The sequence below is a fragment of the Kosakonia sp. CCTCC M2018092 genome (genome assembly GCF_003864115.1).
Lineage (GTDB): Bacteria > Pseudomonadota > Gammaproteobacteria > Enterobacterales > Enterobacteriaceae > Kosakonia > Kosakonia cowanii.
The window spans coordinates 4040129-4054914 of sequence record NZ_CP034225.1 but is presented as its reverse complement, the minus strand read 5'-3'; the positions used below and the strand labels follow the sequence as shown (position 1 = coordinate 4054914).

Here is a 14786-nt window from a genome sequence, read left to right as displayed (position 1 = left end):
CCTATGTTAACTACCCTTAACCACCTTACGCTTGCGGTCAGCGACCTGGCGCGCAGCGTTGATTTCTACCATCATTTGCTCGGCCTGAAGCTGCATGCGCGCTGGGATAACGGCGCGTATCTCACCTGCGGCGATATCTGGATTTGTCTCTCCGTCGATGAGGCGCGCCGGGTTGTTCCTGCCGATCAAAGCGATTACACCCATTACGCCTTCAGCATTGACGAGGGCGAACTGGCGGCGTTTATCACCCGGCTGGAGCAGGCGGGCGTGGTGAGCTGGAAGGTGAACAAAAGCGAAGGGGCGTCGTACTACTTCCTTGACCCGGACGGCCACAAGCTGGAAGCACACGTCGGCAATCTGGCGCAGCGTCTGGCGGCTTGTCGCGCGAAGCCCTATAAGGGAATGGTGTTTTTTGATTGACCTCCTCGCCTTTCACAATCCATGCTCTTTGCCCCGCCGTTTCTTGATAGTTACCCTGATAACCTTTATCGTGCCCCTCCGCTAATGTGAGGGGATGTAATGACCGAAGATGAACTGTTTGCCCGCCGACCGCTGGGAATGCGCATGGCAATGGTGGTGCGCCAGTGGCGAGCAACCATTGATCATGCCCTGCGCGACACCGGCATCACTCAGTCGAGCTGGACGGTGCTGATGCAGTTGCAGCAACTGGGGGACAATATTTCGGTCAGCGAGCTGGCGGAAGTGCAGGGCATTGAGCTGCCGCCGCTGATGCGCACGCTCGCCCAACTGGAGACTCAAGGGTTGATTGCGCGTACGACATCGCCGTACGACAAGCGCATCCGCCTGCTGAAATTGACCGCCAAAGGGTGTGCTCTGCTGGAGAAAATCACGCAAGTGATTGAAGCCTGCCAGCTGCGGGCGACGAAGAGTATCCCGGCGGAAGATCTACAAAAGTTCAGCGCCACGCTGAGCCAACTCGCCTGTAATCTGCGCGTGATGCGCGAAGAAGATAATAAAACCGAATAAGAAAATGATGACGCCTGAACAAAAATTTGCCCGCTGGGTAAGGGTCAGTATTGCCTCTTTCCTGCTGATGTTTGTCTATTTTATTGTCGCCGATATCTGGATCCCGCTGACGCCGGACTCCACCGTGATGCGCGTAGTGACGCCGGTTTCCGCCCGCGTCTCTGGCTATGTTTCTGAGGTCTACGTGCAGAACAACAGCCGGGTGAAGCGCGGCGATCTGCTCTACCGACTCGACGCGACTCCCTTTGAAAACCAGGTTGAAGCCGCTGAGATTGCGCTGGCGCAGGCGCGTTTGACCAATCAACAGCTCGACGCGCAGATCGCTGCCGCGCAGGCGAGCCTGAAAACTGCCCAACTGACGGCGCAGAATAATCGCGTCACCTTTGAGCGCTATCAGCGCCTCGGCAAAATGCAGAGTGTCTCGCAGTCCGATCTCGATAACGTGCGCACCACCTGGCAGGGGAGCGAGCAGTCGGTGACGAACCTTAACGCCAGCATTGAAGCGCTGCGCATTCAGCGTGGTGAACGTGATGAAGCGCATAACGTCACGCTGCAAAAATACCGCAACGCCCTGCAACAGGCGCAGCTGAACCTTGGCTGGACGCAGGTGCGCGCCGAAGCAGACGGCACGGTCAGCAACCTGCAACTCAGCCCCGGTTTTTATGCCCAGGCGGGCGGCGCGTCGCTGGCGCTTGTGCATGAAAAGAGCGATATCGTCGCCGATTTTCGTGAAAAGAGCCTGCGCCATACCCATGTCGGCACCGATGCGACGGTAGTATTTGATGCGCTGCCGGGCCAGGTTTTTCATGCGCATGTCACCAGCAGCGATGCGGGCACACTCGCCGGGCAGGAAGCGGTAAACGGCCAGCTTTCGGAGCCGGAAACTTCCAACCGCTGGGTGCGCGATGCGCAGCGTATGCGTATCCATGTGGCGCTGGATGAGCCGCTGCCAAAAGAGTTGCCGACCGGCGCACGCGCCACGGTGCAGCTCTATAACAGCGAAGGGATCTTCGCCCGCTTCTTCTCCGGGCTGCAAATCCGCCTGGTAAGCCTGCTGCACTATGTCTATTAACACGCTGGCCCGCGTCTTTACGCCGCACGGCAATATCGTCTACACGGCGAATGATTTTCGCCAGACGCTGCGCATCGTTTTCTCCGGGATGATCGCCCTGAGCGTGTCGAGCTTTTACAACACGCAGTATGGCGTCTTCTATGTTATCTACCCGGTGATGCTGCTGTCGCTGGTGCCGGTCTTTAACCGCCATGTCGCCAAACAGTTTGTATTCAGCGCGGTAATTAACTGCATCGAAATGGTGTTTATCATCGGCTATCTGATGCAGTGGCCGGTGATCATGACGCTGGTGGTGTTTGGGCTCTACGTGATGCGTTTTCGCTTTATGAGCAAAGGCCCGCTGTTTCTCTTTGGTTCTACCGGCGTGGTGTGCCAGAGCACGATGCTCAACTTTATGAGCTACCCGTCGAGCGACTGGCATACGCTGCTCTTTTCCAATATTGAGGCCAGTATTATGGCCGTCGCCCTTAGTGCGCTGATGCACTTTCTGCTGCCGGACGTCGAGCCGCGCACCCGCCCGCCGCTGATTGAGAAAAATGCCGCGCGGGTGCGCCACGAATCGCTGCTCTCCGGCACGGTGGCGACGATGATTTTTGTTGTCTTCCAGATGAGCGATTTGAGCGATTCCCTTTCGGCATTGATGGCGGGGATTTTGATCCTCTTTCCGATGCACTATCGCGGGTCGGTGTTGAGTTCTTTGTGGCGCGTGGTGGGCGTAGTGCTGGCGTGTCTCTATATCCTGCTGGTGCAGCTGATTCTCTATAACCACAGCAGCCATATGCTGTTGATGATGCCGCTGATCGGCCTTGGGCTGGCGTTTAGCGCGCGGCTGCATGTGATGGAGAAGGTGGGGGCAGGCGTCGGTTTCGCCAGCGTCACCACCATCGGCATTATGTTTGGCCAGAACCTGCATCCGGACACCGACCTGGTGTTCAGTGATTTGTATCGTATTGTCTCCGTCACCGTTTCGCTGGTGGTGACGCTTACGATGGTTTATCTGGTGCACCTGATTTTGAACCGCTTTGAAGCGACACGGTTTGTGATTGAGGAGTGAACCCATTGCCGGATGGCGCTGCGCTTATCCGGCCTACGATTCGCGTGCAGGGTGCTTTTGTAGGCCGGATAAGGCGTAAGCCGCCATCCGGCAACTCACAGGGCAGAGAGGTTTAAGAGCGCCGGGATCTGCGACAAGAGGTACAAAATCAGGCCGATACAGCCGCCGACCAGCGTGCCGTTAATGCGGATAAATTGCAGATCCTTGCCGATATTCAGCTCCACCTGGTAAGACATATCCCGCGCATCCCAGCTCTTCACCGTGTCGCTAATATGACGCGTCAGGAAAGCCGAAAACTCCGGTGCTACGCGATGGGCCGCCTGCTCGAGGTGCTCGTTAAGCGAGGCGCGCAGCGCGCCGTCCGCCAGCAGCGTTTCGCCAAACCACAGCCCGGCTTCGCTGATGCGCTTTTGCATCTTTGAATCGTCAGACTGCATATCCGCTTTCATCCAGTTGCGCAGATCGCCCCACATCTCGCCGACGTAGCGGTTAAAGGCCTCATCGTTCTTCAGATACTCTTTGATGTTTTCCGCGCGCTCCGCCATCTCCGGATCGCTTTTCAGGTTAGCGATCAGTTTCATCGTCGCGCGATCGAACGCCTGGCGGATCTGGTGCGTGCGATCGGCATTGATATCATCCAGCAGAGAGTTGACGGCATCGGAGACCAGCGCCGCGCTCTGCTCCCCCAGCCACTCTTTCGGCAGCACTTTCGCTTTCACCGGATGGTCGGTCTCCAGCCAGTGCACCACCTGGCGGGCAATAAAGGTGCGCGTACTCTCCCGCTGTAACAGCGCAATCAACTGAGTAATCAACGTATCCAGCAGTTTCTGATGGCGATTATTACGCGTCAGGCTCTCCAGCATCAGGGCGCTGGTTTGCGTTAAGTCGACTTTATCGATCGCTTTATGCACCGCCCGGCGGATCAGCCGCTGAATACGGCTGTCATCGGTCATCTCGAGAAAGCCGCTCATCACTTGCAACAGATGCGTGCCGACGCGCTGCGCGTTCTCCGGCTGGCTGAACCAGACGCCGATCATCTGCGCGGGCTGATGCCGCTGAATCAGCGCCACCAGCGATTGGGTATCCAGAAACTTCTCCTGCACAAACTGACCGAGATTGTCGCCAATCCGGTCTTTATTGCGCGGAATAATCGCCGTATGGCGGGAGATAAACGGCAGCGGTACGCGGCGAAACAGCGCCACCACCGCAAACCAGTCGGCCAGCGCGCCGACCATCGCCGCTTCGGCAATGGCTTTGACCCCGCTCACCCAGAAGTTCGGCGGCAGAAAGAGAGTGGTAACAAATACCGCGGCGGCGACCAGCAGCAGCGACAGCGCCAGTCGTTTGGCGCGCTTCAGTTCAGCTAATTTTTCCATCTGATAAGCATAGAGCGAGACGAGGCGAAGGTGCAAAGAATCAATTTTGTAGCTACACTGTGCCCACAAATACACAGGAGGTTATATGGATTCTGTTATCCGATCGCGTATCGACAGCGAACTTAAAGCACGCGCCGGGCTGGTGCTTGAAAATTGCGGCCTCAACTGGAGCACGGCGATACGTCTGTTTGCTGAGCAAATTGTTAAAAACGAAGGGATACCCTTTGAAATCAGTACGAAACCAACCGCCCGGTTACGTAACGCAATGAGAGAGGCCGAAGAGATCGCCGCGCAAAAGCAGGGACGCTTTGAGAGTGTTGAACAGCTAATGGACAGCTTAAACGATGGGAAAGAGTAAACGCGCGCGCCTGCCATTCCGCTCCGATTACACCAAAACCTTTGTGAAGGCCTGGGAGCGATACAACAAAGCGGGACGCCGGGATATGCATGAGACGGCAGCTATCATGTCGATGGTGCTCTCCGGCAACCCGCTTCCCGCTCAATATAACGATCATGCTTTAACCGGAAATATGCAGGGGTTTCGCGAACTGCATATCGGCGGCGACTATCTGCTGGTCTATCGCCTTGATGATGAAAAGCATCTGGTGGTATTCACCGATTTGGGTACCCATGCCGAGCTATTCGAATAACGCTTTACAGGGTTTTCCATAAGATCCACCCGCCAAACACCATCAGCACTACGCCCGCGATGCGCTCTATCCAGCAGATGCTGCGGCTCAGACGCCGTTGCAGCGCAGGCAGGCCAATCAGGCTGACCAGCGCTAAATCCCACAGCAGTACCACCATCACCATCCAGATCCCGCTGGCCGATTGTTGCAGTAGCGTCACATCCGGGCCGAGCAGGGCGGTCATCAGCGCCAGGTAGAAGAGGGCGTTTTTCGGGTTGAGAAGCGCCGAGCCGAGGCCAAGTAAAAACTGTTTACCGATGCCGGGGCAGCGCTGACGCGTCTCATCCAGCGCCAGCGTTTGCGGGCGGCTGCGCACCAGGTGTGAGCCAATCCACAGCAGATAAAGCGCGCCGAGCAGTTCAATGGCGGTAAACAGACCGCTGTAGTGGCGCAGCGCGCTGGCCCCGATAATCACCAGCAGAATATAGAGCGCGTTACCAAAAGCGATGCCGAGGCAGAGCCCGGCGCTGCCGCGCAGGCGGTAACGAATGGCGTAACCTATCAGCAGGAAAAAGTCCGGGCCGGGGCTGAGCAGCGCGACAAAATGCGCCAGCGCCAGAGCGGGAAAAGCGGCGGGAAAGATATCCATAGTGACCTCGCATAAACATTGCGGTCACCATAGCCGCTGCGCGGCGCTATTTATTGTCTGATATTGATCCCTGCGCGTACTGGCGCGGCGTGGCGGCGGTGTAGCTGACAAAGGTTTTATGGAAGTGGCTCTGGTCGGCAAAACCGCTCTGGTAGCCGACATCTGCCAGCTTATCCCCGGCGCGCAGCCGGCTTTTGGCAAACTCGACGCGGGCGAGGTTAAGAAAGCTGCCGGGCGTTAAACCGGTGTCACGCTTGAAGGTGCGGATCAGCGTCTCTTTGCGCAGTGAAAAGGCGTGGGCCAGCGCATCCAGCGTCGGCGGCTGCTGCAAATTCTCCTGCAATGCCATCTGCACCTGCTTGCTGATCGCGCGGAGTGGTTCATCGTCAGGCACATTCGGTAAGGCGGTGAGCAAAGCCCTGATGGCATCCGGTAATGGCTGCGTCTGGTTGTTCTCCATCAGCGCGACAATATGCAGGAAGTGTTCGAACAACTGCGGATCGCGAATCACCTGCCGGGCGCGGTTTTCATCTGCCAGATAGAGCATATGGTAGCTGCGCGGCTGCCCGGCAAGCGGGTTGCAGCTATGCGGCGTCAGGGCTGGAATCACAATCAGATCGCCTGGCCGCAGCAGGTACTCCTGCTGGTGGCAGACGCAGCGGGTCTGGCCGTCGATAATCGCACCGATGGAGAGCTCCGCGTGGCGGTGGCGCTTATAGGCCTGCGTGCTGTTGCGGGTGCTGCGCAGCTCCACGCCGGGCAGCGCCGCGGAGCGGCAAAAGGTTTGTGCGATATCGCGAGTCACGGCTATTCGTCATCTCGGTCTGGAGCGGTTTTCCGGTATAACACAGCGCATCAGGTAACGTGAAACGCGTTATGCAAAAGCCGCCACATATGGTGGGCGCGGGTTAATCGTCACGGTTTCCAGCGGCGCAGCGGCGTATCGCGCTCGTAGGGCATCGGCGTCGGGTAAGCGATAAATTCGACGATGCTGCCCCACGGTGTGCGGCCATAGCAAAAACAGTTGCCGTCGCCCTTTTCGGTCGGGAAACCGAGCGGCTGCGGCCCGGTAAAGACTTCGCCACCGGCATCGGCAAACTGTTTCAGCGCGGCGTCGATATCGTCGACATAGACCGCAAAGTGTTGCAGGCCAAAGTCGTTCGCCCGCAGCGGTTCACGTTGCGAAGGCCCCTGCATTTCAAACAGCTCAATACCCGGCCCATGTTGCAGCTTGAGCATGCTGACCGCTTTGATCACCGTGCCCGGCACCAGCCGCAGCGTCTTTTGTTGCGCTTCGCTATCAATATCCTCATCTTCCGGTGCCACGGACTGGTAAATCAGCTCCGCACCTAATGCCTCGGTAAGAAAACGGGTAGCGGCTTTTATATCCGGCACGGTAATACCAATATGATCAATTCCGCGAACGCTCTGCTGCATATTTTCCTCCTGTTATTTGTCTGGTATTAAGCATAGCGGATGCAGGCGCGCTGGAAATAAAGCGGCGTTAATTAAGCTTTAATTGAACAAAAATTGACAGGAAAGAGCATTTATTTACTTATCCAGAAATATTACAGGGTTAAATAAGGTTTGGTTACTTGATAAATAATGTAACTTGTTGGTTATTAATTAATTTCGTCATTTTTATATTTCCTGCTGGCAAAAATATCACGCTAAATGAAACATAAGAACACTCCGGATATACTCAACTTTACTTCACGCCTCCTGACGCTTTACTACCCTTATTACCCTAAGCGGTAAATTAAGGAGACCCATATGGCTTACCAGACAGTGAATCCTTTCAACAATCAGCTGATTAAAGAGTATCCGAACCATAGCGATGCCGATATTGAGGCGACGCTGCGCCAGGCTGACGCCCTTTACCACTCCGGGTGGGCAAAAGGGAGCATCGACCAGCGGCTGCCGGTACTGCATAAACTGGCTGACCTGCTGGAGAGCCATCAGGAGGAGCTGGCAAAAATCGCCACCCAGGAGATGGGGAAACTGATTGCCCAGAGCCGTAGCGAGGTGCAGATCTGTGCGCAGATCGCCCGTTACTATGCGGATAACGCGAAAAAATTCCTCGCCCCGGTGAAATATGACACCGAACTGGGTGATGCCTGGGTTGAGCACCATCCGATCGGCATCATCATGGCGGTCGAGCCGTGGAACTTCCCATACTACCAGCTCATTCGCGTGCTGGCCCCGAACCTGGCTGCCGGTAACCCGGTAATTTGTAAGCACGCCAGCATTGTGCCGCACTGCGCCGAAGCCTTCGCCCATCTGGTGCGTGAAGCGGGTGCGCCGGAAGGGGCATGGACCAACCTGTTTATCTCTTCCGATCAGGTCTCGGCGATTATCGCCGACCCACGTGTACAGGGCGCAGCCCTGACCGGCTCGGAAAAAGCGGGTAGCGCAGTGGCGTCGCAGGCGGCGAAGCACATTAAAAAATCGACCCTCGAACTGGGCGGTAACGATGTCTTTATCGTGCTCGACGATGCCGATCTGGAGAAGGCGGTGAAAACCGGTGTGCAGGCGCGTCTGGCTAACGCCGGGCAGGTCTGTACGGCGGCAAAACGCTTTATCGTGCACCAGAAGGTGGCGGATCAGTTCCTGCGCCAGTTCACTGACGCTTTCCAGCAGGTGAAGATGGGCGACCCGCTTGATGAGAGCACCACGCTTGGGCCATTGTCGTCGAAAGATGCGCTGGAAACCCTCAGCAAACAGGTGAGCGAAGCGGTGCAGAAGGGGGCAAAACTCCACTTCGGCGGTAAACCGGCGAACAGCGAAGGCAACTTCTTTGAGCCGACGATTCTGACCCACATTACCCGTGACAACCCGGCGTATTTCGAAGAGTTCTTCGGGCCGGTGGCGCAGATTTATGTGGTGCAGGACGATGAGGAGGCGGTGCGCCTGGCGAACGACTCCCATTATGGACTCGGCGGGGCGATCTTCAGCCGCGATATTGAGCGGGCGAAAGAGATGGCGTCGCGGATTGAAACCGGGATGGTATACATCAACTGGCTGACCGATACTGCGGCGGAGCTGCCGTTCGGCGGGGTGAAACGTTCGGGCTTTGGGCGTGAGCTGTCGGATCTGGGGATCAAAGAGTTTGTGAACCAGAAGCTGGTGGTGGTGCGTCAATAGCCGTAGCTGGCATCGTTTGCCGGATGGCGCTTGCGCTTATCCGGCCTACGCGCAACCCCATATCCATTGTGTGCCGCCATTCGGTTTTGCCGGATGGCGGCTTTGCCTTATCCGGCCTACGCACGACCTCATATCCATTTTGGGCCGCCATTCGTTTTGCCGGATGGCGCTTGCGCTTATCCGGCCTACGCACGACCTCATATCCATTGTGGGCCGCCATTCGTTTTGCCGGATGGCGGCTTTGCCTTATCCGGCCTACGCGCAACCCCATATCTATTTTGGGCCGCCATTCGTTTTGCCGGATGGCGCTTGCGCTTATCCGGCCTACGCACGACCTCATATCCATCTTGGGCCGCCATTCGGTTTTGCCGGATGGCGGCGTTGCCTTATCCGGCGTACGTACGTGCTGCTGTGTTTTTGTAGGCCTGATAAGCGTAGCGCCATCAGGCAGTTACTTTTTCAGCCCGGCAAACGCCGCTCTGATCTCTTCCTCTGGCAGCTGCACGCCGATAAACACCAGCGTACTGTGCGGCGTTTCGTCGCCCCACGGGCGATCCCAGTCCGCGCTGTAGAGGCGCTGCACGCCCTGGAATAACAGGCGGTTCGGCTCGCCGTCGATCCACAGCATCCCTTTGTAGCGCAGCAGCTTCTCCGCAAAGCTCAGCAGCAGGTTCTCCATCACCCTTGATACCTCGCTGATATCCACCGGGTAATCGAGCTCCACCACAATTGAGCTGATATCGTTCTGCTTATCGGCCATAAAGTGGAAGCGCGGTTTGGCAGCGACCACGTTCTCTTCGAGCATAAAACCGCTGGTATTAAACAGCAGCGCCAGATCGATATCGCCGTGGGTCACGGTGTAGATGGGCGCGCGGGCATTGATGCGGGCTAGACGTTCGCGCAGCGCCGCGTTATCCGGCGCGACATCGGTTTTGGTCAGCAGAATACGATCCGCATAACCGACCTGCGATTGCGCCAGCGTGAACTGGTTCATCTGCTCATCGGCATGCACCGCATCGACCAACGCAATTACGCCGTCGAGCAGGTAGCGCTGGCAGAGGATCTCATGAGAGAAGAAGGTCTGAATGATCGGGCCGGGATCGGCCATGCCGGTGCACTCGATCACTAACCGATCAAAATGAAGATCGCCGCGATCAAGACCGTCGAGCAGATCCAACAACGCATCTTCCAGCTCATTCGAGCGGCTACAGCAGATGCAGCCATTAGTCAGGGTTTTGATCTGCGTGGCGCGATCGCCAATCAGCTGATCGTCAACGGAGACCTCGCCGAACTCATTTTCGATAACCGCAATCTGATAGCCGTGTTGTGCATTAAGGATGTAGCGCAAGAGGGTGGTTTTGCCTGCACCGAGAAAGCCGGTCAGCAGGGTAACTGCAACAGGTGTCATGAACTCTCCTTTAACAACAGCGGACGCCGCCTTTGCCATCGCCGCCGTAACGCGCCTGTTGACGCTCGCGGAAAAACTCTTCGTAGGTCATATAGGGCGTATCGGGATGGTTGGTTTTCATATGATCAACATAGTTGTCATAGTCCGGAATACCAATCAGCATTTTTGCCGCCTGCCCGAGGTACTTTTTAGCCTGGCCTAAGTTACCAAACATTCGCGCCTCCAGATATTGGTAATGCCGGAGAGGGGCGAGCCCGCTCCGGCACAGGGTTGAGATTAATGGTGCGAAGAGGTTTTGACGCCGCCTTCCGGCACCGGCACATACGGCGTCTCTTTATCGGTGCGCGTGGTGTTATTGCGTACCTGGAGCCACGTTTTGATGCCGTAAAAGATGATGCTGTAAACCACCACGAGGAACAGAATGCTTAACCCGGCGTTGGTGTAGTTGTTCACCACGATATGGTTCATGTTGGCAATCTGCTCTGCGCTCAGCTCGCTGCCGCCCGCGGCAATCTTCGCTTTGTACTGGTTAGCCATGTAGAGGAAGCCTTCCAGTTGCGGGTTGCTGCTAAAGAGTTTCAGGCCGAGCGCCCAGGTGGTGCAGATCAGCAGCCAGGTGGCGGGAACGACCGTTACCCAGATGTATTTGGTGCGCAGCATCTTCACCAGGATTACGGTGCCGAGCAGCAGGGCCACGGCGGCCAGCATCTGGTTAGAGATACCGAACAGCGGCCACAGACTCTTCACGCCGCCTAACGGATCGACCACGCCCTGATAGAGCAGATAACCCCACAGGCCGACGCAACCGGCAGTTCCCACCAAACCGGCAACCAGCGAGTCGGTTTTCTTCAGGAACGGCACGAAGTTACCCAGCAGATCCTGCAGCATAAAGCGGCCTGCGCGGGTGCCCGCATCCAGCGCGGTCAGAATAAACAGCGCTTCAAACAGAATGCCGAAGTGATACCAGAAACCCATATCCGCCATCGGAATGATTTTGTGGAACACGTGGGCGATACCGACGGCCAGCGTCGGCGCGCCGCCCGCGCGGTTAAGCACGGAGGGTTCACCGATATCTTTCGCCGTTTGCAGGATCTGCTCTGGCGAAATCACAAAGCCCCAGGAGCTGACCGTCGCCGCGGCGTGCGCGGTGACATCCTGTAGTTGCGCCATGATCATCGGCGCATTTGCAGTGCCGAGCTCATGCAGGTTTGGCATGGTGATGCCAAGACCCGCAGGCGGCGTGTTCATGGCGAAATAGAGGCCCGGTTCGATAATGGAGGCCGCGACCAGCGCCATCACCGCCACAAAGGACTCCATCAGCATCGCGCCATAACCGATAAAGCGCGCGTCGGTCTCATTCGCCAGCAGCTTCGGTGTGGTACCGGAGGCGATCAGCGCATGGAAGCCGGAGACCGCGCCGCAGGCGATGGTAATAAACAGGAACGGGAAGAGCGCGCCTTTCCACAGCGGGCCGGTGCCGTCGATATACTGCGTTACCGCAGGCATCTTCAGTTCCGGGTTGAGGATCACAATCCCCAGCGCCAGGCCGACAATCACGCCGATTTTCAGGAATGTTGCCAGGTAGTCGCGCGGGGCGAGGATCAGCCACACCGGCAGCAGGGCAGAGATAAAGGCATAACCAATCAGCGCAAAAGTGATGGTGGTGTCTTTAAAGGTCAGCGCCGGGCCCCAGTATGGGTCTTGCGAAATCACGCCGCCCATCCAGATTGAGGCCACCAGCAGCACAATGCCGATTACCGACACTTCGCCGACGCGGCCCGGGCGCAGGAAGCGCATATAGATGCCCATAAACAGCGCAATCGGCACCGTTGAGCAGACGGTAAAGACGCCCCACGGGCTCTCTGCCAGCGCTTTCACCACAATCAGCGCCAGCACCGCCAGGATGATAATCATGATCAGGAAGCAGCCGAAGAGGGCAATGGTGCCCGGCACGCGGCCCATCTCCTCTTTCACCATCTCGCCCAGCGACGCGCCGTTACGCCGTGAAGAGATAAACAGCACCATAAAGTCCTGCACCGCTCCCGCCAGCACGACGCCTGCCAGCAGCCAGAGCGTGCCGGGCAGATAGCCCATCTGCGCAGCAAGCACCGGGCCGACCAGCGGACCGGCCCCGGCGATAGCGGCAAAGTGGTGACCAAACAGCACATAGCGGTTGGTTGGTACGTAGTTAAGACCGTCGTTATTAATCACCGCAGGTGTGGCGCGGGTTGGATCGAGTTTCATCACCTTCTGGGCGATGTAGAGGCTGTAGTAACGATAAGCAACAAGATAAACAGAGACGGAGGCGACCACGATCCACAGGGCGCTGACATGCTCACCCCTGCGTAACGCGACGACCGACAGACAAAAAGCACCGATGACCCCAAGGATGACCCACGGAACGTGCTTAAAGAGTTTTTTTGTATCCATAGCAGACCTGGTTTTTATCAGAAATAGGGAAGAGACGTGTGTGGTGTTAAACAGGACAAATGCTGCCCGCCATGATGGCAAATCACGCGCGCGAAAGGGGGCGATTTTGCCGAGCGGTTATATAAGCGCGGTGAGCGGTATCGAAGTGGGGCTAAGAGGTTTTACACTGCAACTATTCCGAAAAATTATGTGAGCAAGATCACGTAAGATCGCAACAGATTAGCCAACGTAACAAGCTGATGCCGCTATTAATATCCCTACAAAATAGTGCATTTACCCATAAAGTTTTTCCTCTTCAGGCCGAAAATCTACTCACTATCTATAAGGAAAGAGAATGATATGTTAACGCGCATCAAAATCGTGACCAGCTTGTTACTGGTTCTCGGATTATTTGGCCTTTTACAACTCACCTCCGGCGGATTGTTCTTTAATTCGCTAAAGCAAGACAAAGAAAACTTCACCGTCCTTCAAACCATTCGTCAGCAACAATCCACGCTTAACGGCAGTTGGGTTGCGCTGCTGCAAACCCGTAACACCCTGAACCGCGCGGGTATCCGCTACATGATGGATCAGAACAATATCGGCAGCGGCGCGACCGTTCCGGAACTGATGCAGATTGCCAGCACCTCGCTAAAACAGGCGGAAGTGAACTGGAATGCCTACCAGGCATTGCCGCGCGATCCACGCCAGAGTGAAGAGGCGGCGGCGGAGATCAAGCGTAATTACGATATCTACCACAACGCGCTGGCGGATCTGATCCAGTTACTTGGCGCAGGCAAGATCAACGAGTTCTTCGATCAGCCGACGCAAAGCTACCAGGATGGCTTCGAGAAGCAGTATGTCTCCTACTTACAGCAGAACGATCGTCTGTATGACGCCGCCGTGGCTGACAGTGAGAGCTCCTACGGTTCTGCCATCTGGATCATTATCAGCGTGCTGCTGGTGGTGCTGCTGGTGATTATCGCCGTATGGGTCGGCATCAAACGTGCGCTGATCGCACCGCTGAACCACCTGATCGACAACATTCGCCATATCGCCGGTGGCGATCTGGGCCAGCGCATTGAAGTGCAGGGCTCCAACGAAATGGGCGTGCTGGCTGATAGCCTGCGTCATATGCAGGGCGAACTGGTGCGCACCGTTAGCGACGTGCGTAATGGCGCAAACGCCATTTACAGCGGTGCCAGCGAAATCTCCGTTGGTAACAACGATCTCTCTTCGCGTACTGAACAGCAGGCCGCTTCTCTGGAAGAGACCGCTGCCAGCATGGAAGAGCTGACCGCGACGGTGAAACAGAACGCCGAGAACGCCCGTCAGGCGAGCAACCTCGCGCTGAGCGCGTCGGAGACGGCACAGAAAGGCGGCAAAGTGGTGGATAACGTGGTGCAGACCATGCGTGACATCACCGCCAGTTCGCAGAAAATCGCTGACATTATTAGCGTGATTGATGGGATTGCCTTCCAGACCAACATCCTGGCGCTCAACGCTGCGGTGGAAGCGGCGCGTGCCGGTGAACAGGGCCGTGGTTTTGCCGTGGTTGCTGGTGAAGTGCGTAACCTTGCCCAGCGCAGTGCCCAGGCGGCGCGTGAGATTAAGAGCCTGATTGAAGACTCTGTTGGACGCGTTGAAGTGGGTTCCACGCTGGTAGAGAGCGCTGGTGAAACGATGGATGAGATCGTTAACGCCGTTACCCGCGTGACCGATATTATGGGCGAAATCGCCTCTGCCTCTGATGAGCAGAGCCGCGGTATCGACCAGGTTGGTCTGGCTGTTGCCGAGATGGATCGCGTGACGCAGCAGAACGCCTCGCTGGTGGAAGAGTCTGCCGCGGCGGCCGCCGCGCTGGAAGAGCAGGCCAGCCGTCTGACCGAAGCGGTTGCCGTGTTCCGCCTGATGAACGAGCAGCGCGCTGCTGCGAAAACAGCTGGTGGTAACAAAGCTGCGCCAGCAGTGCTGCCGCGTAAAGCGGTAGCGACCACCTCTGGCGAAAACTGGGAAACCTTCTGATTTCCCGCTGCGCCCTGCTCTGCAGGGCGCGCT

Annotated in this window: 15 protein-coding genes; 8 read left to right on the top strand and 7 right to left on the bottom strand. The window is 56.9% G+C overall.

Going from position 1 to position 14786, the window contains the following annotated elements:
- The first annotated feature begins 3 nt into the window (after positions 1-3).
- The 4 genes from EH164_RS19230 (at position 4) to EH164_RS19215 (ending at position 3113) form a co-directional block, all read left to right on the top strand.
- Positions 4-420 (top strand): FosA family fosfomycin resistance glutathione transferase, encoded by a 417-nt coding sequence (locus EH164_RS19230; RefSeq protein ID WP_124970024.1) that lies wholly within the window; start codon positions 4-6, stop codon positions 418-420.
- 99 nt (positions 421-519) lie between these two features.
- Positions 520-987, top strand: a complete 468-nt coding sequence (locus EH164_RS19225) for a MarR family transcriptional regulator (RefSeq protein WP_023480341.1) — start codon at positions 520-522, stop codon at positions 985-987.
- A 4-nt stretch (positions 988-991) separates the two neighbouring features.
- Positions 992-2059: an HlyD family secretion protein gene (locus EH164_RS19220; RefSeq protein ID WP_124970022.1), complete on the top strand. Its 1068-nt coding sequence runs from the start codon at positions 992-994 to the stop codon at positions 2057-2059.
- A complete protein-coding gene (locus tag EH164_RS19215) occupies positions 2049-3113 on the top strand; it encodes a DUF2955 domain-containing protein (protein WP_124970019.1) in 1065 nt (354 codons plus the stop codon). Before EH164_RS19220 ends, EH164_RS19215 begins: the two co-directional genes overlap by 11 nt.
- Positions 3114-3208: 95 nt before the next feature.
- Here the strand turns inward: EH164_RS19215 and EH164_RS19210 are convergent, their stop codons facing one another.
- Entirely contained in the window at positions 3209-4489 is a 1281-nt protein-coding gene (locus EH164_RS19210; protein ID WP_023480496.1) for a DUF445 domain-containing protein, read from the bottom strand.
- A gap of 85 nt (positions 4490-4574) precedes the next feature.
- Here EH164_RS19210 and EH164_RS19205 point away from each other — a divergent pair, with 85 nt between their 5' ends.
- Both EH164_RS19205 and EH164_RS19200 read left to right on the top strand, forming a co-directional pair.
- A complete protein-coding gene (locus EH164_RS19205; RefSeq protein ID WP_124970016.1) occupies positions 4575-4847 on the top strand; it encodes a type II toxin-antitoxin system RelB/DinJ family antitoxin in 273 nt (90 codons plus the stop codon).
- Positions 4834-5139 carry a type II toxin-antitoxin system YafQ family toxin gene (locus EH164_RS19200; RefSeq protein WP_042714566.1) on the top strand — a complete coding sequence of 102 codons (306 nt, stop codon included), beginning with the start codon at positions 4834-4836 and terminating at the stop codon, positions 5137-5139. Before EH164_RS19205 ends, EH164_RS19200 begins: the two co-directional genes overlap by 14 nt.
- A 4-nt stretch (positions 5140-5143) precedes the next feature.
- Here EH164_RS19200 and EH164_RS19195 read toward each other — a convergent pair whose 3' ends face one another.
- From EH164_RS19195 to EH164_RS19185, 3 genes are all read right to left on the bottom strand, one after another.
- The gene (locus EH164_RS19195) at positions 5144-5767 is read right to left on the bottom strand and encodes a LysE family translocator (protein WP_124970013.1); all 624 of its coding nucleotides are present in this window, start codon (positions 5765-5767) and stop codon (positions 5144-5146) included.
- Positions 5768-5813: 46 nt separating this feature from the next.
- Positions 5814-6578 carry an AraC family transcriptional regulator gene (locus EH164_RS19190; protein ID WP_124970010.1) on the bottom strand — a complete coding sequence of 255 codons (765 nt, stop codon included), beginning with the start codon at positions 6576-6578 and terminating at the stop codon, positions 5814-5816.
- Positions 6579-6682: 104 nt separating this feature from the next.
- Positions 6683-7204 carry a VOC family protein gene (locus EH164_RS19185; protein WP_124970008.1) on the bottom strand — a complete coding sequence of 174 codons (522 nt, stop codon included), beginning with the start codon at positions 7202-7204 and terminating at the stop codon, positions 6683-6685.
- Between the two features lie 336 nt (positions 7205-7540).
- On the opposite strand from EH164_RS19185, the gene EH164_RS19180 reads away from it, so the two are divergent.
- Complete coding sequence (locus EH164_RS19180; protein ID WP_124970005.1) at positions 7541-8911, top strand: NAD-dependent succinate-semialdehyde dehydrogenase; 1371 nt, start codon at positions 7541-7543, stop codon at positions 8909-8911.
- A 451-nt stretch (positions 8912-9362) separates the two neighbouring features.
- On the opposite strand, the gene yjiA is transcribed toward EH164_RS19180, so the two are convergent.
- From yjiA to EH164_RS19165, 3 genes are all read right to left on the bottom strand, one after another.
- Positions 9363-10319 carry a GTPase gene (gene yjiA / locus EH164_RS19175; protein WP_124970002.1) on the bottom strand — a complete coding sequence of 319 codons (957 nt, stop codon included), beginning with the start codon at positions 10317-10319 and terminating at the stop codon, positions 9363-9365.
- A gap of 10 nt (positions 10320-10329) precedes the next feature.
- Positions 10330-10533, bottom strand: a complete 204-nt coding sequence (locus tag EH164_RS19170) for a YbdD/YjiX family protein (protein ID WP_054802764.1) — start codon at positions 10531-10533, stop codon at positions 10330-10332.
- 62 nt (positions 10534-10595) lie between these two features.
- Complete coding sequence (locus EH164_RS19165) at positions 10596-12749, bottom strand: carbon starvation CstA family protein (RefSeq protein ID WP_124969999.1); 2154 nt, start codon at positions 12747-12749, stop codon at positions 10596-10598.
- A 339-nt stretch (positions 12750-13088) separates the two neighbouring features.
- On the opposite strand from EH164_RS19165, the gene tsr reads away from it, so the two are divergent.
- Positions 13089-14753, top strand: coding sequence for a methyl-accepting chemotaxis protein (gene tsr / locus EH164_RS19160; RefSeq protein WP_124969996.1), 1665 nt, complete (start codon positions 13089-13091; stop codon positions 14751-14753).
- The last annotated feature ends 33 nt before the right edge of the window (positions 14754-14786 follow it).

What these genes read in the sequence shown, in the direction of transcription:
- EH164_RS19230 (WP_124970024.1), top strand. Translation starts at nt 4, where the DNA reads ATGTTAACTACCCTTAACCACCTTACGCTTGCGGTCAGCGACCTGGCG.
- tsr (WP_124969996.1), top strand. Translation starts at nt 13,089, where the DNA reads ATGTTAACGCGCATCAAAATCGTGACCAGCTTGTTACTGGTTCTCGGA.
- yjiA (WP_124970002.1), bottom strand. Translation starts at nt 10,319, where the DNA reads ATGACACCTGTTGCAGTTACCCTGCTGACCGGCTTTCTCGGTGCAGGC.
- EH164_RS19215 (WP_124970019.1), top strand. Translation starts at nt 2,049, where the DNA reads ATGTCTATTAACACGCTGGCCCGCGTCTTTACGCCGCACGGCAATATC.
- EH164_RS19200 (WP_042714566.1), top strand. Translation starts at nt 4,834, where the DNA reads ATGGGAAAGAGTAAACGCGCGCGCCTGCCATTCCGCTCCGATTACACC.
- EH164_RS19165 (WP_124969999.1), bottom strand. Translation starts at nt 12,749, where the DNA reads ATGGATACAAAAAAACTCTTTAAGCACGTTCCGTGGGTCATCCTTGGG.
- EH164_RS19195 (WP_124970013.1), bottom strand. Translation starts at nt 5,767, where the DNA reads ATGGATATCTTTCCCGCCGCTTTTCCCGCTCTGGCGCTGGCGCATTTT.
- EH164_RS19185 (WP_124970008.1), bottom strand. Translation starts at nt 7,204, where the DNA reads ATGCAGCAGAGCGTTCGCGGAATTGATCATATTGGTATTACCGTGCCG.
- EH164_RS19220 (WP_124970022.1), top strand. Translation starts at nt 992, where the DNA reads ATGATGACGCCTGAACAAAAATTTGCCCGCTGGGTAAGGGTCAGTATT.
- EH164_RS19170 (WP_054802764.1), bottom strand. Translation starts at nt 10,533, where the DNA reads ATGTTTGGTAACTTAGGCCAGGCTAAAAAGTACCTCGGGCAGGCGGCA.
- EH164_RS19210 (WP_023480496.1), bottom strand. Translation starts at nt 4,489, where the DNA reads ATGGAAAAATTAGCTGAACTGAAGCGCGCCAAACGACTGGCGCTGTCG.
- EH164_RS19205 (WP_124970016.1), top strand. Translation starts at nt 4,575, where the DNA reads ATGGATTCTGTTATCCGATCGCGTATCGACAGCGAACTTAAAGCACGC.
- EH164_RS19180 (WP_124970005.1), top strand. Translation starts at nt 7,541, where the DNA reads ATGGCTTACCAGACAGTGAATCCTTTCAACAATCAGCTGATTAAAGAG.
- EH164_RS19225 (WP_023480341.1), top strand. Translation starts at nt 520, where the DNA reads ATGACCGAAGATGAACTGTTTGCCCGCCGACCGCTGGGAATGCGCATG.